Annotated in this window: 13 protein-coding genes and 1 tRNA gene; 9 read left to right on the top strand and 5 right to left on the bottom strand. The window is 71.4% G+C overall.

Annotated features, from left to right (window positions below):
- The first annotated feature begins 338 nt into the window (after nt 1–338).
- Entirely contained in the window at nt 339–1,571 is a 1,233-nt protein-coding gene (locus tag ACFWBD_RS38670; RefSeq protein ID WP_385677964.1) for a tyrosine-type recombinase/integrase, read from the top strand.
- Between the two features lie 179 nt (nt 1,572–1,750).
- On the opposite strand, the gene ACFWBD_RS38665 is transcribed toward ACFWBD_RS38670, so the two are convergent.
- A tRNA-Arg gene (locus ACFWBD_RS38665) sits at nt 1,751–1,823 on the bottom strand.
- Nucleotides 1,824–2,144: 321 nt separating this feature from the next.
- Between ACFWBD_RS38665 and ACFWBD_RS38660 the strand changes: the two genes are divergently transcribed.
- Complete coding sequence (locus ACFWBD_RS38660; RefSeq protein WP_385677961.1) at nt 2,145–3,752, top strand: dynamin family protein; 1,608 nt, start codon at nt 2,145–2,147, stop codon at nt 3,750–3,752.
- On the opposite strand, the gene ACFWBD_RS38655 is transcribed toward ACFWBD_RS38660, so the two are convergent.
- Complete coding sequence (locus ACFWBD_RS38655; RefSeq protein WP_385677958.1) at nt 3,737–4,057, bottom strand: hypothetical protein; 321 nt, start codon at nt 4,055–4,057, stop codon at nt 3,737–3,739. The genes ACFWBD_RS38660 and ACFWBD_RS38655 overlap by 16 nt on opposite strands.
- A 175-nt stretch (nt 4,058–4,232) precedes the next feature.
- On the opposite strand from ACFWBD_RS38655, the gene ACFWBD_RS38650 reads away from it, so the two are divergent.
- The 6 genes from ACFWBD_RS38650 to ACFWBD_RS38625 all read left to right on the top strand — a co-directional run bounded on the left by ACFWBD_RS38650 (nt 4,233) and on the right by ACFWBD_RS38625 (nt 11,471).
- Nucleotides 4,233–5,915 carry a YfjP family GTPase gene (locus tag ACFWBD_RS38650; RefSeq protein ID WP_385677955.1) on the top strand — a complete coding sequence of 561 codons (1,683 nt, stop codon included), beginning with the start codon at nt 4,233–4,235 and terminating at the stop codon, nt 5,913–5,915.
- A gap of 355 nt (nt 5,916–6,270) precedes the next feature.
- Complete coding sequence (locus ACFWBD_RS38645) at nt 6,271–6,759, top strand: single-stranded DNA-binding protein (protein WP_385677953.1); 489 nt, start codon at nt 6,271–6,273, stop codon at nt 6,757–6,759.
- Between the two features lie 356 nt (nt 6,760–7,115).
- Nucleotides 7,116–8,534, top strand: coding sequence for a TQXA domain-containing protein (locus ACFWBD_RS38640; RefSeq protein ID WP_385677950.1), 1,419 nt, complete (start codon nt 7,116–7,118; stop codon nt 8,532–8,534).
- A 178-nt stretch (nt 8,535–8,712) separates the two neighbouring features.
- On the top strand, nt 8,713–10,377 hold the full coding sequence (gene ettA, locus ACFWBD_RS38635; RefSeq protein WP_385677948.1) for an energy-dependent translational throttle protein EttA: 1,665 nt from the start codon (nt 8,713–8,715) through the stop codon (nt 10,375–10,377).
- A gap of 6 nt (nt 10,378–10,383) precedes the next feature.
- Nucleotides 10,384–10,794, top strand: coding sequence for a thioesterase family protein (locus ACFWBD_RS38630; RefSeq protein WP_307163377.1), 411 nt, complete (start codon nt 10,384–10,386; stop codon nt 10,792–10,794).
- Nucleotides 10,791–11,471: a hypothetical protein gene (locus ACFWBD_RS38625; RefSeq protein WP_385677945.1), complete on the top strand. Its 681-nt coding sequence runs from the start codon at nt 10,791–10,793 to the stop codon at nt 11,469–11,471. The genes ACFWBD_RS38630 and ACFWBD_RS38625 overlap by 4 nt, the downstream gene beginning before the upstream one ends.
- A 153-nt stretch (nt 11,472–11,624) precedes the next feature.
- On the opposite strand, the gene ACFWBD_RS38620 is transcribed toward ACFWBD_RS38625, so the two are convergent.
- Nucleotides 11,625–12,038 carry a globin gene (locus ACFWBD_RS38620; protein WP_385677942.1) on the bottom strand — a complete coding sequence of 138 codons (414 nt, stop codon included), beginning with the start codon at nt 12,036–12,038 and terminating at the stop codon, nt 11,625–11,627.
- Nucleotides 12,039–12,137: 99 nt separating this feature from the next.
- Here ACFWBD_RS38620 and ACFWBD_RS38615 point away from each other — a divergent pair, with 99 nt between their 5' ends.
- Nucleotides 12,138–13,166, top strand: a complete 1,029-nt coding sequence (locus tag ACFWBD_RS38615) for a methyltransferase domain-containing protein (RefSeq protein WP_385677939.1) — start codon at nt 12,138–12,140, stop codon at nt 13,164–13,166.
- Here the strand turns inward: ACFWBD_RS38615 and ACFWBD_RS38610 are convergent.
- Both ACFWBD_RS38610 and ACFWBD_RS38605 read right to left on the bottom strand, forming a co-directional pair.
- On the bottom strand, nt 13,163–14,857 hold the full coding sequence (locus ACFWBD_RS38610; protein ID WP_385677936.1) for an FHA domain-containing protein: 1,695 nt from the start codon (nt 14,855–14,857) through the stop codon (nt 13,163–13,165). The two genes, ACFWBD_RS38615 and ACFWBD_RS38610, sit on opposite strands and share 4 nt — an antisense overlap.
- A gap of 48 nt (nt 14,858–14,905) precedes the next feature.
- Nucleotides 14,906–16,252 (bottom strand): VWA domain-containing protein, encoded by a 1,347-nt coding sequence (locus ACFWBD_RS38605; RefSeq protein ID WP_385677933.1) that lies wholly within the window; start codon nt 16,250–16,252, stop codon nt 14,906–14,908.
- Between the last annotated feature and the right edge of the window lie 128 nt (nt 16,253–16,380).

Raw genomic sequence — 16,380 nt, 5'->3', positions numbered from 1 at the left:
TTCCGGGGGCCCTGCGGCCTCCGGTCCTCCCGGATCTCGAAGTCCACTGCAACTCCCTACGAACGGGGTGTTGCAACGACCTCTTGAACTGAAGCTGTCGACCCGGGGGTTCACATGGAGCGGGTGACGAGAATTGAACTCGCGCCCTCAGCTCGGGAAGCTGCGATCATCTGCAGGCGGGTCGGACGCTGACCTGGACGAACGGCTGTGATGCAGCTTCGTCGGGCCCCTTCACCGTGGTTGCCCGCTGTTCCCCGCTGGATCTGGTGCGCTTGTGGTGCGGCCGTGGGGGTACACCACGGCCGCAAGAGGGTTTCCGCTCCGAACTGATCCGGGCCATGGGCAAGGGTGAGGCTTTCGTCATCGCGACCGGGCTGCCGGTGTCGCACCGCTCGAAGTCGGCATCGATGACCTGGTACGCGTTCGCCGTCGGATACGTGGACGCACGCTGGGGGGAGCTCGGCGGCAACAGCCGTAAGAACACCGCCAAGACCCTGACGGCGGTCACCATCGCGCTGTTGCGTGCCCAGCCGGCCCAGTTCGCCCCGGTGGACGTGCGGACCGCGCTGCGCGAATGGGCGTTCAACGCCACCCGCCGTGCGGACGCCCCGCGAGACGTGGTGACCATCCTCAGGTGGGTGGAGCGCCACTCCCTGTCGGTCTCGGCCTGGGAGGAGCCCGAGAAGGTCGACGAGGTCCTGCGAGCCGTCGACACGCGCCTCGACGGCAGGCGGGCGGCGGCCTGGTCCAGGAAGCGCCACCGCCGGATCCTCAACGTCGTCATGAAGCACGCGATGCGGCGGCGCGTCCTGCGGACCAGTCCACTCCCCAAGGGCAAGGAGTCGACGGCTGTCACCAGGACCAGCAACGCCGTGGACAAGCGGTCCTTGATGAATGCGGACCAGGCTGCGGCACTCCTCGACTGGGTCCGGCGCCGGCCGCGTGGAGGGAAGCGGCTGCACGCGTTCTTCGCCACGCTGTACTACTGCGCTCTGCGGCCGGAGGAAGCCGTAGCCATGCGAGTGCAGGACGTGACGCTTCCCGGCTCCGATGCCGGGGACCAGTGGTGTGAGCTGCTGATCCACACGGCGACTCCGGAGGTCGGCAAGCAGTGGACCGACACCGGGGAGATCCACGAGGAACGTGACCTGAAGGGCCGTGCCGAGGGCGAGACACGCACCGTACCGGGGCATCCCGCCCTGACGCGCATCCTGCGACAGCACATCGAGGACGAGCGGCTCAAGCCCGGTGATCTGCTGTTCCAGGGGGAGGCGGGCGGCATCCTCGCGGGGTCGGTCATCCGCCGGGCGTGGCGTAGTGCGCGCAAAGCCGTCCTGCTGCCACACGTCTTCGAGTCGCCTACGGGGAGGCGGGTGTACGACAACCGGCACACGCGCCTTACGAAGTGGCTCAATGACGGGATCCCGCCCGCTCAGGTCGCCGAATGGGCCGGGAACAGCGTGCCGGTGCTGCTGGCTACCTACGCACGGTGTGTCGAAGGGCAGCTGCCTGACTTGAAAAAGCGCCTGGAGGCCGCGGGGGATCTCCCCGAGCCGGCCGACGCAGGTTGAGGCCTCTCGCCGAAAACTTCGACACGTATTCGACACAGCCACCCGCAAGAACCCGGTGACAGCCGGATAGCCCCGGCACTTCCCCATGATCATCGGGGGAGTGTCCGGGGCCTCGCTGTGTTGCGTGAAACGTGCCCTGAGCAGCAAAAATGCCCTCCCAAAGGGAGGGCGGAGACTTGCGCCCCCGGCAGGACTCGAACCTGCGGCCAAGCGCTTAGAAGGCGCCTGCTCTATCCACTGAGCTACGGGGGCCGGGTGTGGTGGCCTCGTACGTGCTGCCCGGGTGTGGGCTGATCCGTGACGTTGCCGGGGACAAGGATAGGGCTCCCGGTTCCTTGTCCCGGTTGCTTCGCCTCCGTGGCTCAATGTGGAGGTTCGGTGAAGCGGTCCTGATAATCGCAGGCAGGTGCGAATCGTGCATCGCTTTTCGCGTCCCGGGCCACGGGTGTTGTGCACTCGTTATGCCTGCGCTGTGCCTCTGTCCCAGTCGTACCTTCCGTCCCTTGTGTCCTATCGGCGCGCAGACATGCCTATATGCTTCATAAATCCCCTAAAATTGGGCATTCTTCGCTTGTGGTGACCTTGGACGTACGGCCTCAGCTGCTCGACGCACTTTCCGCCCTGCGCGACCGTGTCGCCGCCGCACGCTTCCCGCTTCCCCTGGCGGGGGCCCCACGCGCGCGTGCCAACCGCGACGAACTGCTCTCCCAGCTCGACGACTACCTGGTGCCCCGGCTCCGGCAGCCCGACGCACCGCTGCTGGTCGTCGTGGGCGGCTCCACCGGTGCCGGGAAGTCGACCCTCGTCAACTCTTTGGTGGGCCAGCGCGTCAGCGAGGCGGGCGTGTTGCGACCGACGACACGAACTCCGGTACTCGTGTGCCATCCGGAGGACCATCACTGGTTCAGCGGCATGCGGGTGCTGCCGCGACTCACGCGCGTGTGGGCGCCCCGTCAGGAGTCCGCGGAAGACCTGTTGCTGCCCGGCGAGGACGGCAGACACGTGCTGCGGATCGAGACCGCAGACACCCTCCCGCCAGGCCTCGCCCTCCTGGACGCACCCGACATCGACTCCCTAGTGGCCGAGAACCGGGTGCTGGCCGCCGAACTGATCTGCGCTGCCGACATCTGGGTGATGGTCACGACCGCCGCCCGTTACGCCGACGCCGTGCCCTGGCATCTGCTCCGCACCGCCAAGGAGTACGACGCCATGCTCGTGACGGTCCTCGACCGCGTACCCCACCAGGTCGTCTCCGAGGTGTCCCGGCAGTACGGCGCGCTGCTCACCAAGGCCGGGCTGGGCGACGTACCGCGCTTCACGGTGCCCGAACTGCCCGAGTCCGCCTGGGGCGGCGGGCTCCTCCCCGCCACCGCCGTGGCGCCGCTGCGGAACTGGCTCGTCCACCACGTCCAGGACCCCGGCTCCCGCCGCCACGCGCTGGCCCGCACGGCCCAGGGCGTGCTCGACTCCCTCAAGGCCCGGATGCCCGAACTGGCGGGCGCCGCCGCCTCGCAGTACGCCGCCGCGCTGCGCCTCACCTCGGCCGTCGACGCGGCGTACGACACCGAGTACGCGCGCGTGCGGGGCCGTCTGCAGAGCGGTGCCGTGCTCGCCGGTGACGCGCTCAAACGCTGGCGGGCCTTCCCGCTGGACTGCACCGCCGGTGAACTCCTCGACGCCCTGGTGGAGAGCCTCGCCGCACTCCTGTTGTGTGCCGTCACCGCCGCCGACGAGCGCGTCGACGACGCCTGGCGGCGCGAACCGGCCTCGGACGCACCGGAGCTGACGGACCAGGACGCCTCGCCGGAGAGCACCGAGCACCGGATCGGCCTGGCGGTACGACGGTGGCGGCGCGAGCTGGAGGAGTACGCCGAGGACGAGGTGCGCGGCCTCGAACGCGGTGTCGCGCCCGATCCGGAGTCGGTCGCCGCCCTCGTCGCCACCGCCCTGCTGGGCGGCCGCAGGGCGCGTTCGGCCGGCGAGGGGCTCGCCGAACGGATCGGCGCCCACGGGGCGCTGCGGCTGCGCGACCGTGCCGGACGGCTGCTCACCGAACACCTCGACCGTGTGCTGCACACCGAACGCGAGCGGCGCCTCGCGCCCCTCGACGGACTCGAGGTCCAACCCGAACCCCAGGCCGAACTCATCGCCGCGCTGTCCGTACTTCAGAAGGAGAGGTGACCGGTGACCGCCGTCACTGACCAGGACCACACGGACAACGACAGCAGGGACAGCAACGACAGCAGGGACAGCAGGCACAGCAACGACAGCAGGCACAGCAGGGACAGCAGGGATCCGGAGCAGGCGGAGAACAGCAGCCTGGGGGCGGGGGAGAACCCGGAGGCCGGGGAGCAGACGCAGGCGCTGGACCGCGCGGACGCGGAGCGCGGCCGTGCGGCGGAGGAATCCGAGAAGGTGCCCGCGAGGACGTCCCACGCGCGGGAGGCGGCCGTCCACGCGCGCGTACCCGACGCCGACGGGGTCACCTCACCTCGCACGGCCCCCGGCGCCGGCCCGCACGTGACCTCCCGCCGGGAACCCCGGTCGGAACCCGACACGGAACCAGGTTCAGAACCGGGCACGGAACCGCGCGCGGAACCAGGTACGGAACCAGGTACGGACTCCGCCGGGGCCTGGGACGACGGGCTCATCGCCCGCCGCGTGAGCGAGGCCTCCGCCGCCGAGCAGGCCGCCGTCATGGAGACCCGGGTCGGCGGTGGAGGCGGCGGGAACGCCCTGCCCTCGACCCCGCTCACGTACGACGGGCCCCTGTGGTCCCGGCTCGACGCGCTGCGGGAACTCGTGGGGCTCTCCCGCACCCGGCTCGACAGCCGGACACTCGCCGAGGCCGGCCGGGTGCTCGACGAGGCGGCGGCCCGGCGCAGGCTCTCGGGTCAGCACACCGTCGTCGCCATCGCGGGCGCCACCGGGAGTGGCAAGTCGCAGCTGTTCAACGTCCTCGCCGGAGTGAACATCTCGGAGACGGGCGTACGCCGCCCGACCACCTCCGCACCCATCGCCTGCAGTTGGAGCGACGGCGCGTCGACCCTCATCGACCGGCTCGGCATCCCGGGCCGGCTGCGCAGGCGGCCGGTGCAGAGTGCGGACGCGGAGGCGCAGTTGCGCGGGCTCGTCCTGATCGATCTGCCCGACCACGACTCGGCGGCTGTGCAGCACCGCGAGCAGGTCGACCGCGTTCTGGCGCTCGTCGACGCCGTCATCTGGGTCGTCGACCCCGAGAAGTACGCCGACGCCATCCTCCACGAGCGCTATCTGCGGCCCATGGCGGGCCACGCGGAGATCATGTTCATCGTCCTCAACCAGGTCGACCGGCTGCCCGGCGAGGCCGCCGAGCTGGTCCTGGACGACCTGCGACGCCTGCTCGACGAGGACGGCGTCGCCCTCGGCGAGTACGGCGAACCGGGCGCGACCGTGCTCGCCCTGTCCGCGCTCACCGGCGACGGCATCGGAGAACTGCGCGAAGTGCTCGGCCAGTTCGTCGCGGAGCGCGGTGCCGCGGCACGGCGGATCGCCGCCGATGTGGACGCCGCCGCGTGGCGGCTGCGCCCCGTCTACGCCACCGGGCGGCGCACCGGGCTCAGCGAGGAGGCGCGGGACGAGTTCGCGGACTGCCTGGCGGACGCCGTGGGCGCCACCGCCGCGGGCGAGGCCGCCGAACGCGCCTGGCTGCGCAACGCGGGCCGGGCGTGCGGGACGCCGTGGCTGCGGCTGTGGCGGTGGCACCAGGACCTGGGCGACCCGCCCACCGGACGGCTGCCGGCCCGCGCCCCGGCCGACGAGGAGGCCACGGCGCGGCAACGCGTCGAGCAGGCGGTGCGCACGGTGTCCGAGCGCGCCTCGGCGGGGCTGCCCACTCCATGGGCGCAGGCCGTGCGGGAGTCGGCCGTACGCGGCGCCCACGGGCTGCCCGAGGCGCTGGACCAGTTGGCGGCGCGGGCCGGGCTGCCGACGGGGCGGCCGCCGCGGCCGGGCTGGTGGCCGGTGGCCGTGCTGGCGCAGGCGTGCATGACCCTGCTCCAGGTGGTCGGCGGGCTGTGGCTGCTCGGACAGATCGTCGGGGTGCTGGCGCCGAACCTCGGGGTTCCGGTGCTGCTCATGGTGACGGGCATCATCGGCGGCCCGCTCGTCGAGTGGAGCTGCCGGCTGGCGGCACGGGGACCGGCCCGGCGGTACGGGCAGGACGCGGAAAGGCGACTGCGGGAGGCGGCGGCCGGGTGCGGCCGGGCCCGCGTACTGGATCCCGTCGCCGCGGAACTGCTGCGGTACCGGGAGGTCCGGGAGCAGTACGGGCGGGTCACGGGGGTGGGGGCCGCCGCGCGGTGAGGTGCTGTGAGGTCCGTCCCCCGAGGAGTGCTGCTTGGGGAGTGCTGCATGGGGAGTGATCCATGAGGAGTGATCCACAAGGGTGATCCGCAGCGAGTGATCCACAGGGAGTGGGGCGTGGATCACTCGTCCGGGTGGTGGAGTTTTCCACAGGCGGTGGGTGGTCCACAGCGCTCGGCGGGCCCGGTCCGACGGAGGCAGTCTGGCTTCGCGGCGATCGCGACGGATGCGGTCGCCGTGAGGGCGGTGACGGTACGCGGTGAATGGGCCGCGGCCGTCACGGCGGACACAGCCGTGCGGGACGGGCCCGTACGTGTATCCGGGCGGGGGACCGTCCGGCGAGGAGGGGTTCACGATGAACGAGACGATGGTCTGCGCGGTCGGCAACGTGGCGACGCAGCCGGTCTACCGGGACCTGGCGGCGGGCGCGTCGGCGAGGTTCCGGCTGGCGGTGACCTCGCGCTACTGGGACCGTGAGAAGGGCACCTGGACGGACGGGCACACCAACTTCTTCACGGTGTGGGCCAACCGGCAACTGGCCACCAACGCGATGGCCTCGCTGAACGTCGGCGACCCGGTGATGGTGCAGGGCAGGCTGAAGGTGCGCACGGAGTCACGCGAGGGACAGCAGAACTGGACGTCGGCGGACATCGACGCCGTGGCGATCGGCCACGACATCTCGCGGGGCACCTCCGCCTTCCGGCGGTCCGGCCGACCCGAACCGACGGCCGTCGGCTCGCCGGCGCGGCCCGAGCCCGACTGGGAGACACCGGCGGCCGATGCCACCGAGCCGGAGCCCGACACCCCGCGGAGCCGGCGTCGCGAGCCGGTGGCGGTGACGTGAGCTGAGGGGGCAGGACGGGGCGGTGTGGCTCGGTGTGGCTCGATGCGGGCGGCGCTCGGTGCGATGTCATGCGACGAAGTGGTGACGGAGCGTCAGTGTCCGCATCGTGCCGGCGCCGACCGAACCGCGGCTTGTCGGCACACGCGTTTCGAGCGACCAAGTGGACTTGTCGATAGGCCGGACCTCTGGACGATCTTGGGGATAACGATTCCGAGTCGGATCGGCGATCCGATGAGATGACCGGTAAGCGAGGTGCGCGACATCTCTAGGATGCCGGACGTGGCTCACGGGGCTTCTGATTCTGCTGGTGGGACCCGTACCCCCACATCAACGGGTCCTGCTCGAAGGGGAATTGCGTGATTTGTTCGTACTCCGCGTCGTTCGCACGCGGGCGAGGGGCGGTCCGCCTCGCCGCGGCGGCGTTGGTGTCCGGCCTCGTCGCCGTCGGCGCGATCGCCGGTGCGGGCACGGCTGCCGCGGCCGAGGTGACGCAGAGTCAGGGCGGCGCCACCGCGACCATAGGCGGCCTCAAGACCTACGGCGCCGCGGTGATCCACGCCGACGGCGGCGACCAGGAGGTCTCGGCCGGCCTGTTCGAGATGTCCGTCGAGGGCGGCGGCACCCTGCAGACCTACTGCGTCGACCTCTACAACCCCACGCAGAAGGACGCCAAGTACCAGGAGACACCCTGGAGCGGCACCTCGCTGGGCGCCAACAAGGACGCGGGCCGCATCCGTTGGATCCTTCAGCACTCCTACCCCCAGGTGAACGACCTGGCCTCGCTCGCGGACAAGGCCGGCATCGACGGCGGTCTCACCGAACAGGACGCGGCCACCGGCACCCAGGTGGCCATCTGGCGCTACTCGGACGGCGCGGACGTCGACGCCGTCGACCCGCAGGCCGAGCGGCTCGCGGACTACCTCCAGAAGGCAGCCCGCCCCGTGGCGGAGCCCAAGGCGTCGCTCACCCTCGAGGCGCCCGCCGTCTCCGGTCACCCCGGCGAACTGCTCGGCCCGGTGACCGTGCGCACCAACGCGAGCGGCGTGACGGTGACGCCTCCGCTGGACGCCGCCACCAGCGGCGTACGGATCGTCGGCAAGGACGGCACGGTGGTGACGTCCGTGACGGACGGCAGCCAGCTGTTCTTCGACGTGCCCGCCGACTCGGCCGACGGCTCGGCCGAGCTGACCGTCCAGGCCTCGACCACCGTCCCCGTCGGCCGCGCCTTCACCTCCGAGAGCCGCAGCCAGACCCAGATACTGGCCGGCTCCAGCGAGTCGACGGTGTCGGCGACGGCGAGCGCGACCTGGGCGAAGCAGGGCGCCATACCGGCACTGTCCGCGGCGAAGAACTGCGCGAAGACCGGAGTGGACATCACGGCCGTCAACCAGGGCGACCAGGACTTCACCTTCGAGCTGATGGGGACCGAGTACACCATCGCGGCCGGTGCGTCCCAGACGGAGACGATCCCGCTCCAGGAGGACCAGGCCTACGCCTTCACGATCAACGGCCCGCAAGGCGTGGAGAGCCGCTTCACCGGCGTCCTGGACTGTGAGACCCAGGCAGACGAGATCGCCGGCCTGACCACCCAGACCCTCAGCGAACCGAGCCCGGCCACCGTGGGCGGCACCTCCACCACCGACGACACCAACCTCGCCGCGACGGGCGGCACCAGCGCCACCCCCCTCATCGCCGGCACCGCCATCGGCCTGGTGGTCATCGGCGGAGCGGCTCTCGTGCTCGTGGGCCGCAAGGAGAACGAATCCCGCCACTGACCCGGCTGTCCGAGGTCACTCGGCCGGCGACGCACAGTGACGGACAGACCGCCACCGCCGACCGTGAAGCCCCAGCTCACAGGCCCCCGACCAAACGGGTTAACACCCAGGGGTGGACCTCAGGCAAGATGGGGTGTATCTGCCCACTGCCAGATTTCAAGCTGCCGGACGGTTTCTCTTGGCTGAGTACATCTACACCATGCGCAAGACACGCAAGGCACACGGCGACAAGGTCATCCTTGACGACGTGACGCTGAGCTTCCTGCCCGGCGCGAAGATCGGTGTGGTCGGGCCGAACGGTGCCGGTAAGTCCACCGTTCTGAAGATCATGGCGGGGCTCGAGCACCCCTCCAACGGTGACGCGTTCCTGTCGCCCGGGTACAGCGTCGGGATGCTGCTCCAGGAGCCGCCGCTCGACGAGTCCAAGACCGTTCTGGAGAACGTGCAGGACGGCGCGGCCGAGATCATGGGCAAGCTCAAGCGCTTCAACGAGGTCGCCGAGCTGATGGCGACCGACTACTCCGACGCGCTGCTGGACGAGATGGGCAAGCTCCAGGAGGACCTGGACCACGCCAACGCGTGGGACCTGGACACCCAGCTGGAGCAGGCCATGGACGCCCTGGGCTGCCCGCCCGGCGACTGGCCCGTCACCAACCTCTCCGGTGGTGAGCGCCGCCGCGTGGCGCTGTGCAAGCTGCTGCTCGAGGCCCCCGACCTGCTGCTGCTCGACGAGCCCACCAACCACCTGGACGCCGAGTCCGTGCAGTGGCTGGAGCAGCACCTGGCGAAGTACCCCGGCACCGTCGTCGCCGTCACCCACGACCGGTACTTCCTCGACAACGTCGCCCAGTGGATCCTGGAGCTCGACCGCGGCCGCGCCCACCCCTACGAGGGCAACTACTCCACCTACCTCGAGACCAAGGCGAGCCGTCTCAAGGTCGAGGGGCAGAAGGACGCCAAGCGTGCGAAGCGTCTGAAGGAAGAGCTCGAGTGGGTGCGGTCCAACGCCAAGGGGCGTCAGGCCAAGTCCAAGGCGCGTCTCGCCCGGTACGAGGAGATGGCGGCCGAGGCCGACAAGATGCGGAAGCTGGACTTCGAGGAGATCCAGATCCCGCCGGGCCCGCGCCTGGGTTCCATCGTCGTCGAGGTCAACAACCTCTCCAAGGCCTTCGGCGAGAAGGTGCTCATCGACGATCTGAGCTTCACGCTGCCGCGTAACGGGATCGTCGGGATCATCGGCCCGAACGGCGCCGGCAAGACCACCCTCTTCAAGATGATCCAGGGACTCGAGGAGCCCGACTCCGGGTCCATCAAGGTCGGCGACACCGTCAAGATCTCGTACGTCGACCAGAGCCGCGAGAACATCGACCCGAAGAAGTCGCTGTGGGCCGTGGTCTCCGACGAGCTCGACTACATCAACGTCGGGCAGGTGGAGATGCCGTCCCGCGCGTACGTCTCCGCGTTCGGCTTCAAGGGCCCCGACCAGCAGAAGCCGGCCGGTGTGCTCTCCGGTGGTGAGCGCAACCGGCTGAACCTCGCGCTCACCCTCAAGCAGGGCGGCAACCTGCTCCTCCTCGACGAGCCGACGAACGACCTCGACGTCGAGACGCTGTCCTCCCTGGAGAACGCGCTGCTGGAGTTCCCGGGTGCGGCCGTGGTCGTCTCCCACGACCGGTGGTTCCTCGACCGGGTCGCCACGCACATCCTCGCCTACGAGGGTGAATCCAAGTGGTTCTGGTTCGAGGGCAACTTCGAGTCGTACGAGAAGAACAAGATCGAGCGGCTGGGCGCGGACGCCGCGCGTCCGCACCGCGCCACCTACAAGAAGCTGACCCGGGGCTGATCGATCTTGCGGCACATCTACCGCTGCCCGCTGCGCTGGGCGGACATGGACGCGTACGGCCACGTCAACAACGTGGTCTTCCTCCGCTATCTGGAGGAAGCCCGTATCGACTTCCTGTTCCGCCCGGAGAAGGACTTCAAGCAGGGGTCCGTGGTGGCGCGCCACGAGATCGACTACAAGCGGCAGCTCGTCCACCGGCACTCCCCGGTCGACATCGAGCTGTGGATCACGCAGATCAGGGCGGCGTCCTTCACCATCACCTACGAGGTGAAGGACGGCGACCAGGTCTATGTCACCGCCTCCACGGTGATCGTGCCGTTCGACTTCGAGGCGCAGCGGCCGCGCCGGCTCACCGCCGAGGAGCGTGAGTTCCTCGCCGAGTACCGGGACGACGACGAGGAGGCCGTCGCCGCATGACGGCGCTCCACCTCGCCGACGAGGGGGAGGCGGCGGACGTCGCGGCCTTCCTCTCCCGGCTGCTCCGCTACGACCGCGGAGCGGCGGTACGGCTCCAGGCGGCCGGCACCGCGCTCGCCGTCTTCGGCCGGCCGCCCTCCTTCGAGGTGCTCGCGATCCGCGCGGTCCGGCTGGCCAAGCCGTACGAGAACGGCCTCGACGTCACGCTCGATGTGACCGTGTCGGCGGGGGAGTTGCTGGAGTCCGTCGACGAGAGTGCCGCGACGGCCGCCGTTCCCGCGGCCGTCACCGGGCCGCCGTGGGCCGGTGTGCTGCCGCCGCGCGGTGGATGGCGGCCCGAGGCGGGGCTGCCCGCCGTGGACGCGCTGCGCGCGATGGTCGGCGCGGTCGTCGCCGAATTCCGTTCCCGTACCGAGGAGTTGCCGGCCGAACTGCGGACCCGGGCCGAACTCGACCGGATCGGGCGGGAGATCTGGTCCCGGACGGTCGGGGACACCGGACTTCCCGTGCGCGCCGTGCACGCGGCCCAGTCGCTCGGATTCCTTCGGCCCTCGACGGGTTCGGACGAGCTGAAACTGCTCTCCTTCGGCGCGTGGCTGCGGCTGCGCACACCGTACGGGTCGATCGCCGTCCGGCGGGCGGGACGGCTGGGGATGCTCGACGTCAGCGTGCGCTGACGTCCGTCGTCCGCGGCGCCAGGTCCCCTGTCCCGTCCCCCGATATGCCCCCGGCTCGTCCCGCGACATGCCCCCGTCACACCCCGGCTCGTCCCCCGACATGTGCCCGGACATGTGCCCCCGTCATGCCGCCGGCTTGTCCCCGGTCGGGGCCTACTCCGGGGTGTTCACCATCGATGCCGCCGCGTACGTCAGGTAGTTCCACAGGGTGTGCTCGTGTTCCTCGGACAGACCGAGCTCGTCGACCGCGACCCGCATGTGCTTCAGCCAGGCGTCGTGCGCGGCCCGGTCCACGACGAACGGGGCGTGCCGCATGCGCAGACGCGGGTGGCCGCGGTGCTCGCTGTAGGTCGTCGGACCGCCCCAGTACTGCATGAGGAACAGCGCGAAACGCTCCTCGGCCGGACCCAGGTCCTCCTCCGGGTACATGGGCCGCAGGATCGGGTCCTCGGCGACTCCCGCGTAGAAACGGTGGACCAGCCGGCGGAAGGTCTCCTCCCCACCGACCTGCTCGTAGAAGGTCTGCTCCTGAAGCGTGCCGCGCCGAATCTCTTTCACGCCTCCCATGGTCTCAGACCGGAAGACGGAGGACTTGAGGCTTAGGACCGCTCCCGCGGCCGCTCCCAGCAGCTCGCTTCCCGGGGCCGCGCGCCGCACAGTGGAGTCATGAGCGCGGACGCACTCGGCAAGGAGCTGGCAGGCCTCGCGGCATCGGCGCGGGCCGTGCTGCTGCGCGAGATCGAGGCGAGCGGGGCCTTCGACGCCGATCCGCGCTGGGCGGAGGCCTTCGCGGCGGTCCCGCGCCACCTCTTCGTGCCGTACTACTACGTCGGCGGTGTCGGCGGCTATGAGCGGCGCTGGGGTGGGAGCCCCGACCCGCGTACCCGGGAGCGCTGGGTGCGGGGCGCGTACGAGGATGTCCCACTGGCCACCAGGCTGCGCGACGGCGTGCTGCTCTCCTCCAGCAGCCAGCCCTCGCTGATGGCGCTGATGCTGGCCGAGCTGCGGGTCGAGGACGGCGACCGCGTCCTGGAGATCGGCGCGGGCACCGGCTACAACGCGGCGCTGCTGTCGTACCGGCTGGGCGACGGGAACGTCACCACCGTCGACCTGGATCCGGAGATCACCGAGTCCGCCCGCCGGCACCTCGAGGACGCCGGGTACCGGCCGACCGTCGTCACCGGGGACGGGGCACGCGGGGTGCCCGAACGCGCCCCCTTCGACCGGATCATCGCGACCTGCACGCTGGCGTCGGTCCCGCGCGTCTGGCTCGCCCAGTGCGCCCCCGGAGCCCTGATCCTGGCGCCGCTGGCCACCGGGCTGATCGCGCTGACCGTCCGGGACGCCGGACATGCCGAGGGCCGCTTCCTGGAGACCCCGGCCTACTTCGTGCCGTTGCGCGGGTCGGACCGGCCCGAGCCGGAGCCGGCGGCACCGACCGGGGTGCCGCACCGGGCCAGGGAGAGCGACCGGTTCCGCTTCCTGCTGGCACTGACCCGGGGCACGCTCGACCCCCAGGAGGCGTCCGCCCTGTGGGAGCGGGAGGGGATGCCGGGACGGGAGCGGTACGGCATCACGGTCGGCGCCGAGCACGCGTGGGCGTGGCTCGACGAACCGGAGGGGCCGTACGCGTGGCCCCTGCCGGGTTCGTCGGGCTCAGCGGGTGCGTCGGGTCCGGGCCTCGTCGAGGCCTAACCGCGGCGGATCGTGAGCGTCGTCCAGGCGCCGACGTGCACCTGGTCGCCGTCCTGGAGCGGTACCGGGACGAACGGCTGGATCGGTTCTTCCGAGCCGTTGACCGTGGTGCCGTTCGTCGAGTTCTGGTCGACGACCGCCCAGCCGCCGTCCGGCTGCTGGACCAGCACCGCGTGCTGGTGCGAGACGCCTGGGTCCTCCGGCGGCACCGACAGGTCCAGGTCGGGGGTCTCCCCGGTGGAGTGGCGACGGCGGCCGATGGTGAACTGGTTGCCGGTGAGCGGGCGTTGCTGCTCGGGCGAGTACGCGGGCAGGTTGAGCCCGGCGGCCTCGGGGCCCGAGCGGTGCATCATCGCCATGAAGTAGGCGCGGTCCGGGCCTATGGTCACCGACCACGTGACCGGCTGCTGCTGGTAGGCGGGGCCGGGCGGGGGCGGTGCCTGGGTGGCGCCGGGCTGCGGGTAGCCGTAGCCACCGCCGCCCTGAGCCGGGCCTGGGCCGCCGGACGCGCCTTGGCCGGGGCCGGTGTGCGACGGCGGGGAGATCACCCAGTCGTCGTCGGCGCCGCCGAAGGGCTGCGGACGGCCCGTCTCCTGCGGGAAGCCGGACGGGGCCGTCGGGCCGGACGGCTGGAAGGCCTGCGGAGCCCCGGGGCCGCCCTGGTTCCTGGGGTCGTTCTGGCCGCCGCCGAAGCCGCCCAGGCCCGGTATGCCGGGACCGGCCGTGGGCGTGGGCCCGGGCGGCGGCGGAACCGGTCGTGAGGGGTCGGCGCCGAAGGCGGACGGGCCGCCGGGGCCGGGCTGACCCGGGGGACGGCCGCCGGGGTTGAAGGGGTCGCCGCCGGGGCCGCCGGGGTTGTAGGGGTCGCCGCCGGGGCGGCCGGGCTCGCGCCCGAAGGGGTCGGAGGCCTGTCCGGTCTGCTCGCGTCGGTAGGGGTCGGAGGGCGGACCCGACGGCTCACGCCCGAAGGGGTCGCCGGGCGGGCCGGGGGGACGGCCGCCGGGGTCGCCCGGCCCGCGCCCGAAGGGGTCGCCGGCCTGGCCGGAGGGGTCCCGTCCGTAGGCGCCCGGAGGCGGACCGCCGGCAGGACCGCCCGGACCACCCTGACCGCCGGGCCTGCCCTGACCGCCGGGGCCCGACGGCTCGCCGCCGAACGGCGGGATCGGTTCGGCGGGACGGTTCATCTGGGACGGGCGGGAGCTCTGGTACTCGAACGAGTCACTGCCCCCGTAGGAGGGGGGCGGCGGCTGGAAACGCCCACCGGCGCCGGGACCGCCCGGACCCTGACCACCTTGCCCCGGACCGCCCGGACCGCCCGGACCTTGCCCCGGACCGCCCGGACCCTGCCCCGGACCGCCCGGACCCGGCGCCGGTGGGCGCGGGGCGGCCGGGGTGTACGAGGTGGCCGTGTTGGTCAGGAAGTTCCACCGGCACTCCTCGCAGAACGGCGCACCGCCCTCCCGGGGCGTGCGGCACTGCGGGCAGAGCTCGGGCTCGTGGTCCGGTACGGAGGACAGGTGCCGTCCGCCGGGCTGGCCGCCCTGGCCGGGCGGGGCCGGCGGGAAGCCGTAGCCGCCGGCGGTCGGGGGCGGCGGGGGAGGGGGCGGAGGTACGGCACCGGCCATGCGGTGACCGCAGACCTCGCACCAGTCGTCGGAACCCGACTGGTGTCCGTTCGGGCAGGTCGGCATGTCGGCGCGTCCCCCTCTCTCGTTCGGTGTCCCTCAAGCGCGTTCAGGTCACTTCTTTACACGAACAGTCTTTGTGGACCGGGTCTCGAGCGTCATCTCGTCGGCGTCCGTGACCTTCGCCTTCAGTCGCACAGTACCTGTCGTGGCGTCGACGACGTCCACCACCTTCGCAAGCAGTTTCGCAGTATCACCGTTCCCCGAGGCGCTCGCGAGCTGAACGGCCCGGCCCAGTTTGGCCGTTGCTCCATCCATATCGCCCGCTTTGCGAAGATCCAGCCCTTGTTGGATGACCTGTGCCAGTTCGGCCTGGCCGGTGTAGTGCGCGACCTGAGGGTTGATCGACGTGGACGCGGACATGTCGTCGGTCCACACGGCCCGTACGAGACCCTGCGCGCCCAGGTTCTGGACCGTGCCCTCCGGTCGCGGAATGACCAGCGAGACCCGGGCGGCGAGCATCTCCTGACCGACGTTCGCGGCCGGGACCTCGACGCACACGTGGTAGTCGCGGGACTCGTCGCCCCAGGAACCGGTGGGGTAGTCGCCCGCACGCGGGCCCGCCTCCGTACGGCGTTCGGTCAGTTCCTCGACCGTCGGCGCGACCTGCTTGACGAACATGATGGCGGTGCCGACCGGGGTCCACAGCCGCAGCGCGACGTCCGCGACCTCCTTGCCCATCGCCGTCTCCATCATCTGCGTGAAGTCGGCGGCGAGGCCGGCCGGGTCGGCGACGATGTCGGCGGTGCCGAGCAGGGCGGAGGCTATCCCTGTGACTTCTTTCACTTCCCAGTCGGTGCCCACACCGCGGGCGTCACAGGTGAAACGTCCGGCGCAGTCGTCGAGGGCGGTCCTGAGGTCCTGCGGCGACTCGTGCTCGTTGCGGCCGTCGGTGAGCAGGATGCCGTGCCGGATGGCGACGTCCGCCGTCGACAGCAGCCGGTCGGCCAGCCGCAGCCAGGTGCCGATCGCCGTGCCGCCGCCCGCGCTCAGCCGGCGCAGCGCCTGCTTGGCCTGCTCGCGGGTGGTCGCGTCGGCGACCGCGAGCCGGCCCCCGCCCGGGTAGACCTCCTTGGCGACGTGCGTGCCGCCGATCACCGAGAAGTGCACGCCGTCGCGCAGGGTGTCGATGGCGGCGGCGGTGGCGTCGCGGGCGTTGCGCATCTTGGTCGGCGGATAGTCCATCGAGCCGGAACAGTCCACCATGATCGCCACGGCGGCGGACGGGCCCTGGCTCGGCGAGTACAGGTGCGGCGCGGCCGCGGCGCTGCCCACCGTGCCGCCGCCGGTGGCGGTGACCGTGACGATCGCGTTGACCTCGCGGCCGCCCTCCGGCAGGTACTCGTTCTGATAGACGTCCACCGAGAACTGCGGCACGTTCGACTTCGAGAAAATGGCCATGCCTACTCAAATCCCCCTCGGAAACCCCACGTTCGCGGGGCGATGTCTGAATACGGACCGGTCCCCACCGGTCCGTACGCGTGCTTCCCCGTGCTACCCGTGTTTCCCCGTGTTCTCCGGTGTTCTCC

Origin of the sequence: Streptomyces sp. NPDC060002 (genome assembly GCF_042737245.1) — a bacterium.
Classification (GTDB): Bacteria; Actinomycetota; Actinomycetes; order Streptomycetales; family Streptomycetaceae; genus Streptomyces.
Note: the sequence above shows the minus strand (reverse complement) of the source record. Positions and strands in the feature narration are given on the sequence as shown.

Bases quoted from the DNA above. Each gene is read 5' to 3' on its own strand.
- ACFWBD_RS38610 (WP_385677936.1), bottom strand. From the start codon at position 14,857: ATGCCGACCTGCCCGAACGGACACCAGTCGGGTTCCGACGACTGGTGC.
- ACFWBD_RS38670 (WP_385677964.1), top strand. From the start codon at position 339: ATGGGCAAGGGTGAGGCTTTCGTCATCGCGACCGGGCTGCCGGTGTCG.
- ACFWBD_RS38605 (WP_385677933.1), bottom strand. From the start codon at position 16,252: ATGGCCATTTTCTCGAAGTCGAACGTGCCGCAGTTCTCGGTGGACGTC.
- ACFWBD_RS38645 (WP_385677953.1), top strand. From the start codon at position 6,271: ATGAACGAGACGATGGTCTGCGCGGTCGGCAACGTGGCGACGCAGCCG.
- ACFWBD_RS38620 (WP_385677942.1), bottom strand. From the start codon at position 12,038: ATGGGAGGCGTGAAAGAGATTCGGCGCGGCACGCTTCAGGAGCAGACC.
- ACFWBD_RS38615 (WP_385677939.1), top strand. From the start codon at position 12,138: ATGAGCGCGGACGCACTCGGCAAGGAGCTGGCAGGCCTCGCGGCATCG.
- ACFWBD_RS38625 (WP_385677945.1), top strand. From the start codon at position 10,791: ATGACGGCGCTCCACCTCGCCGACGAGGGGGAGGCGGCGGACGTCGCG.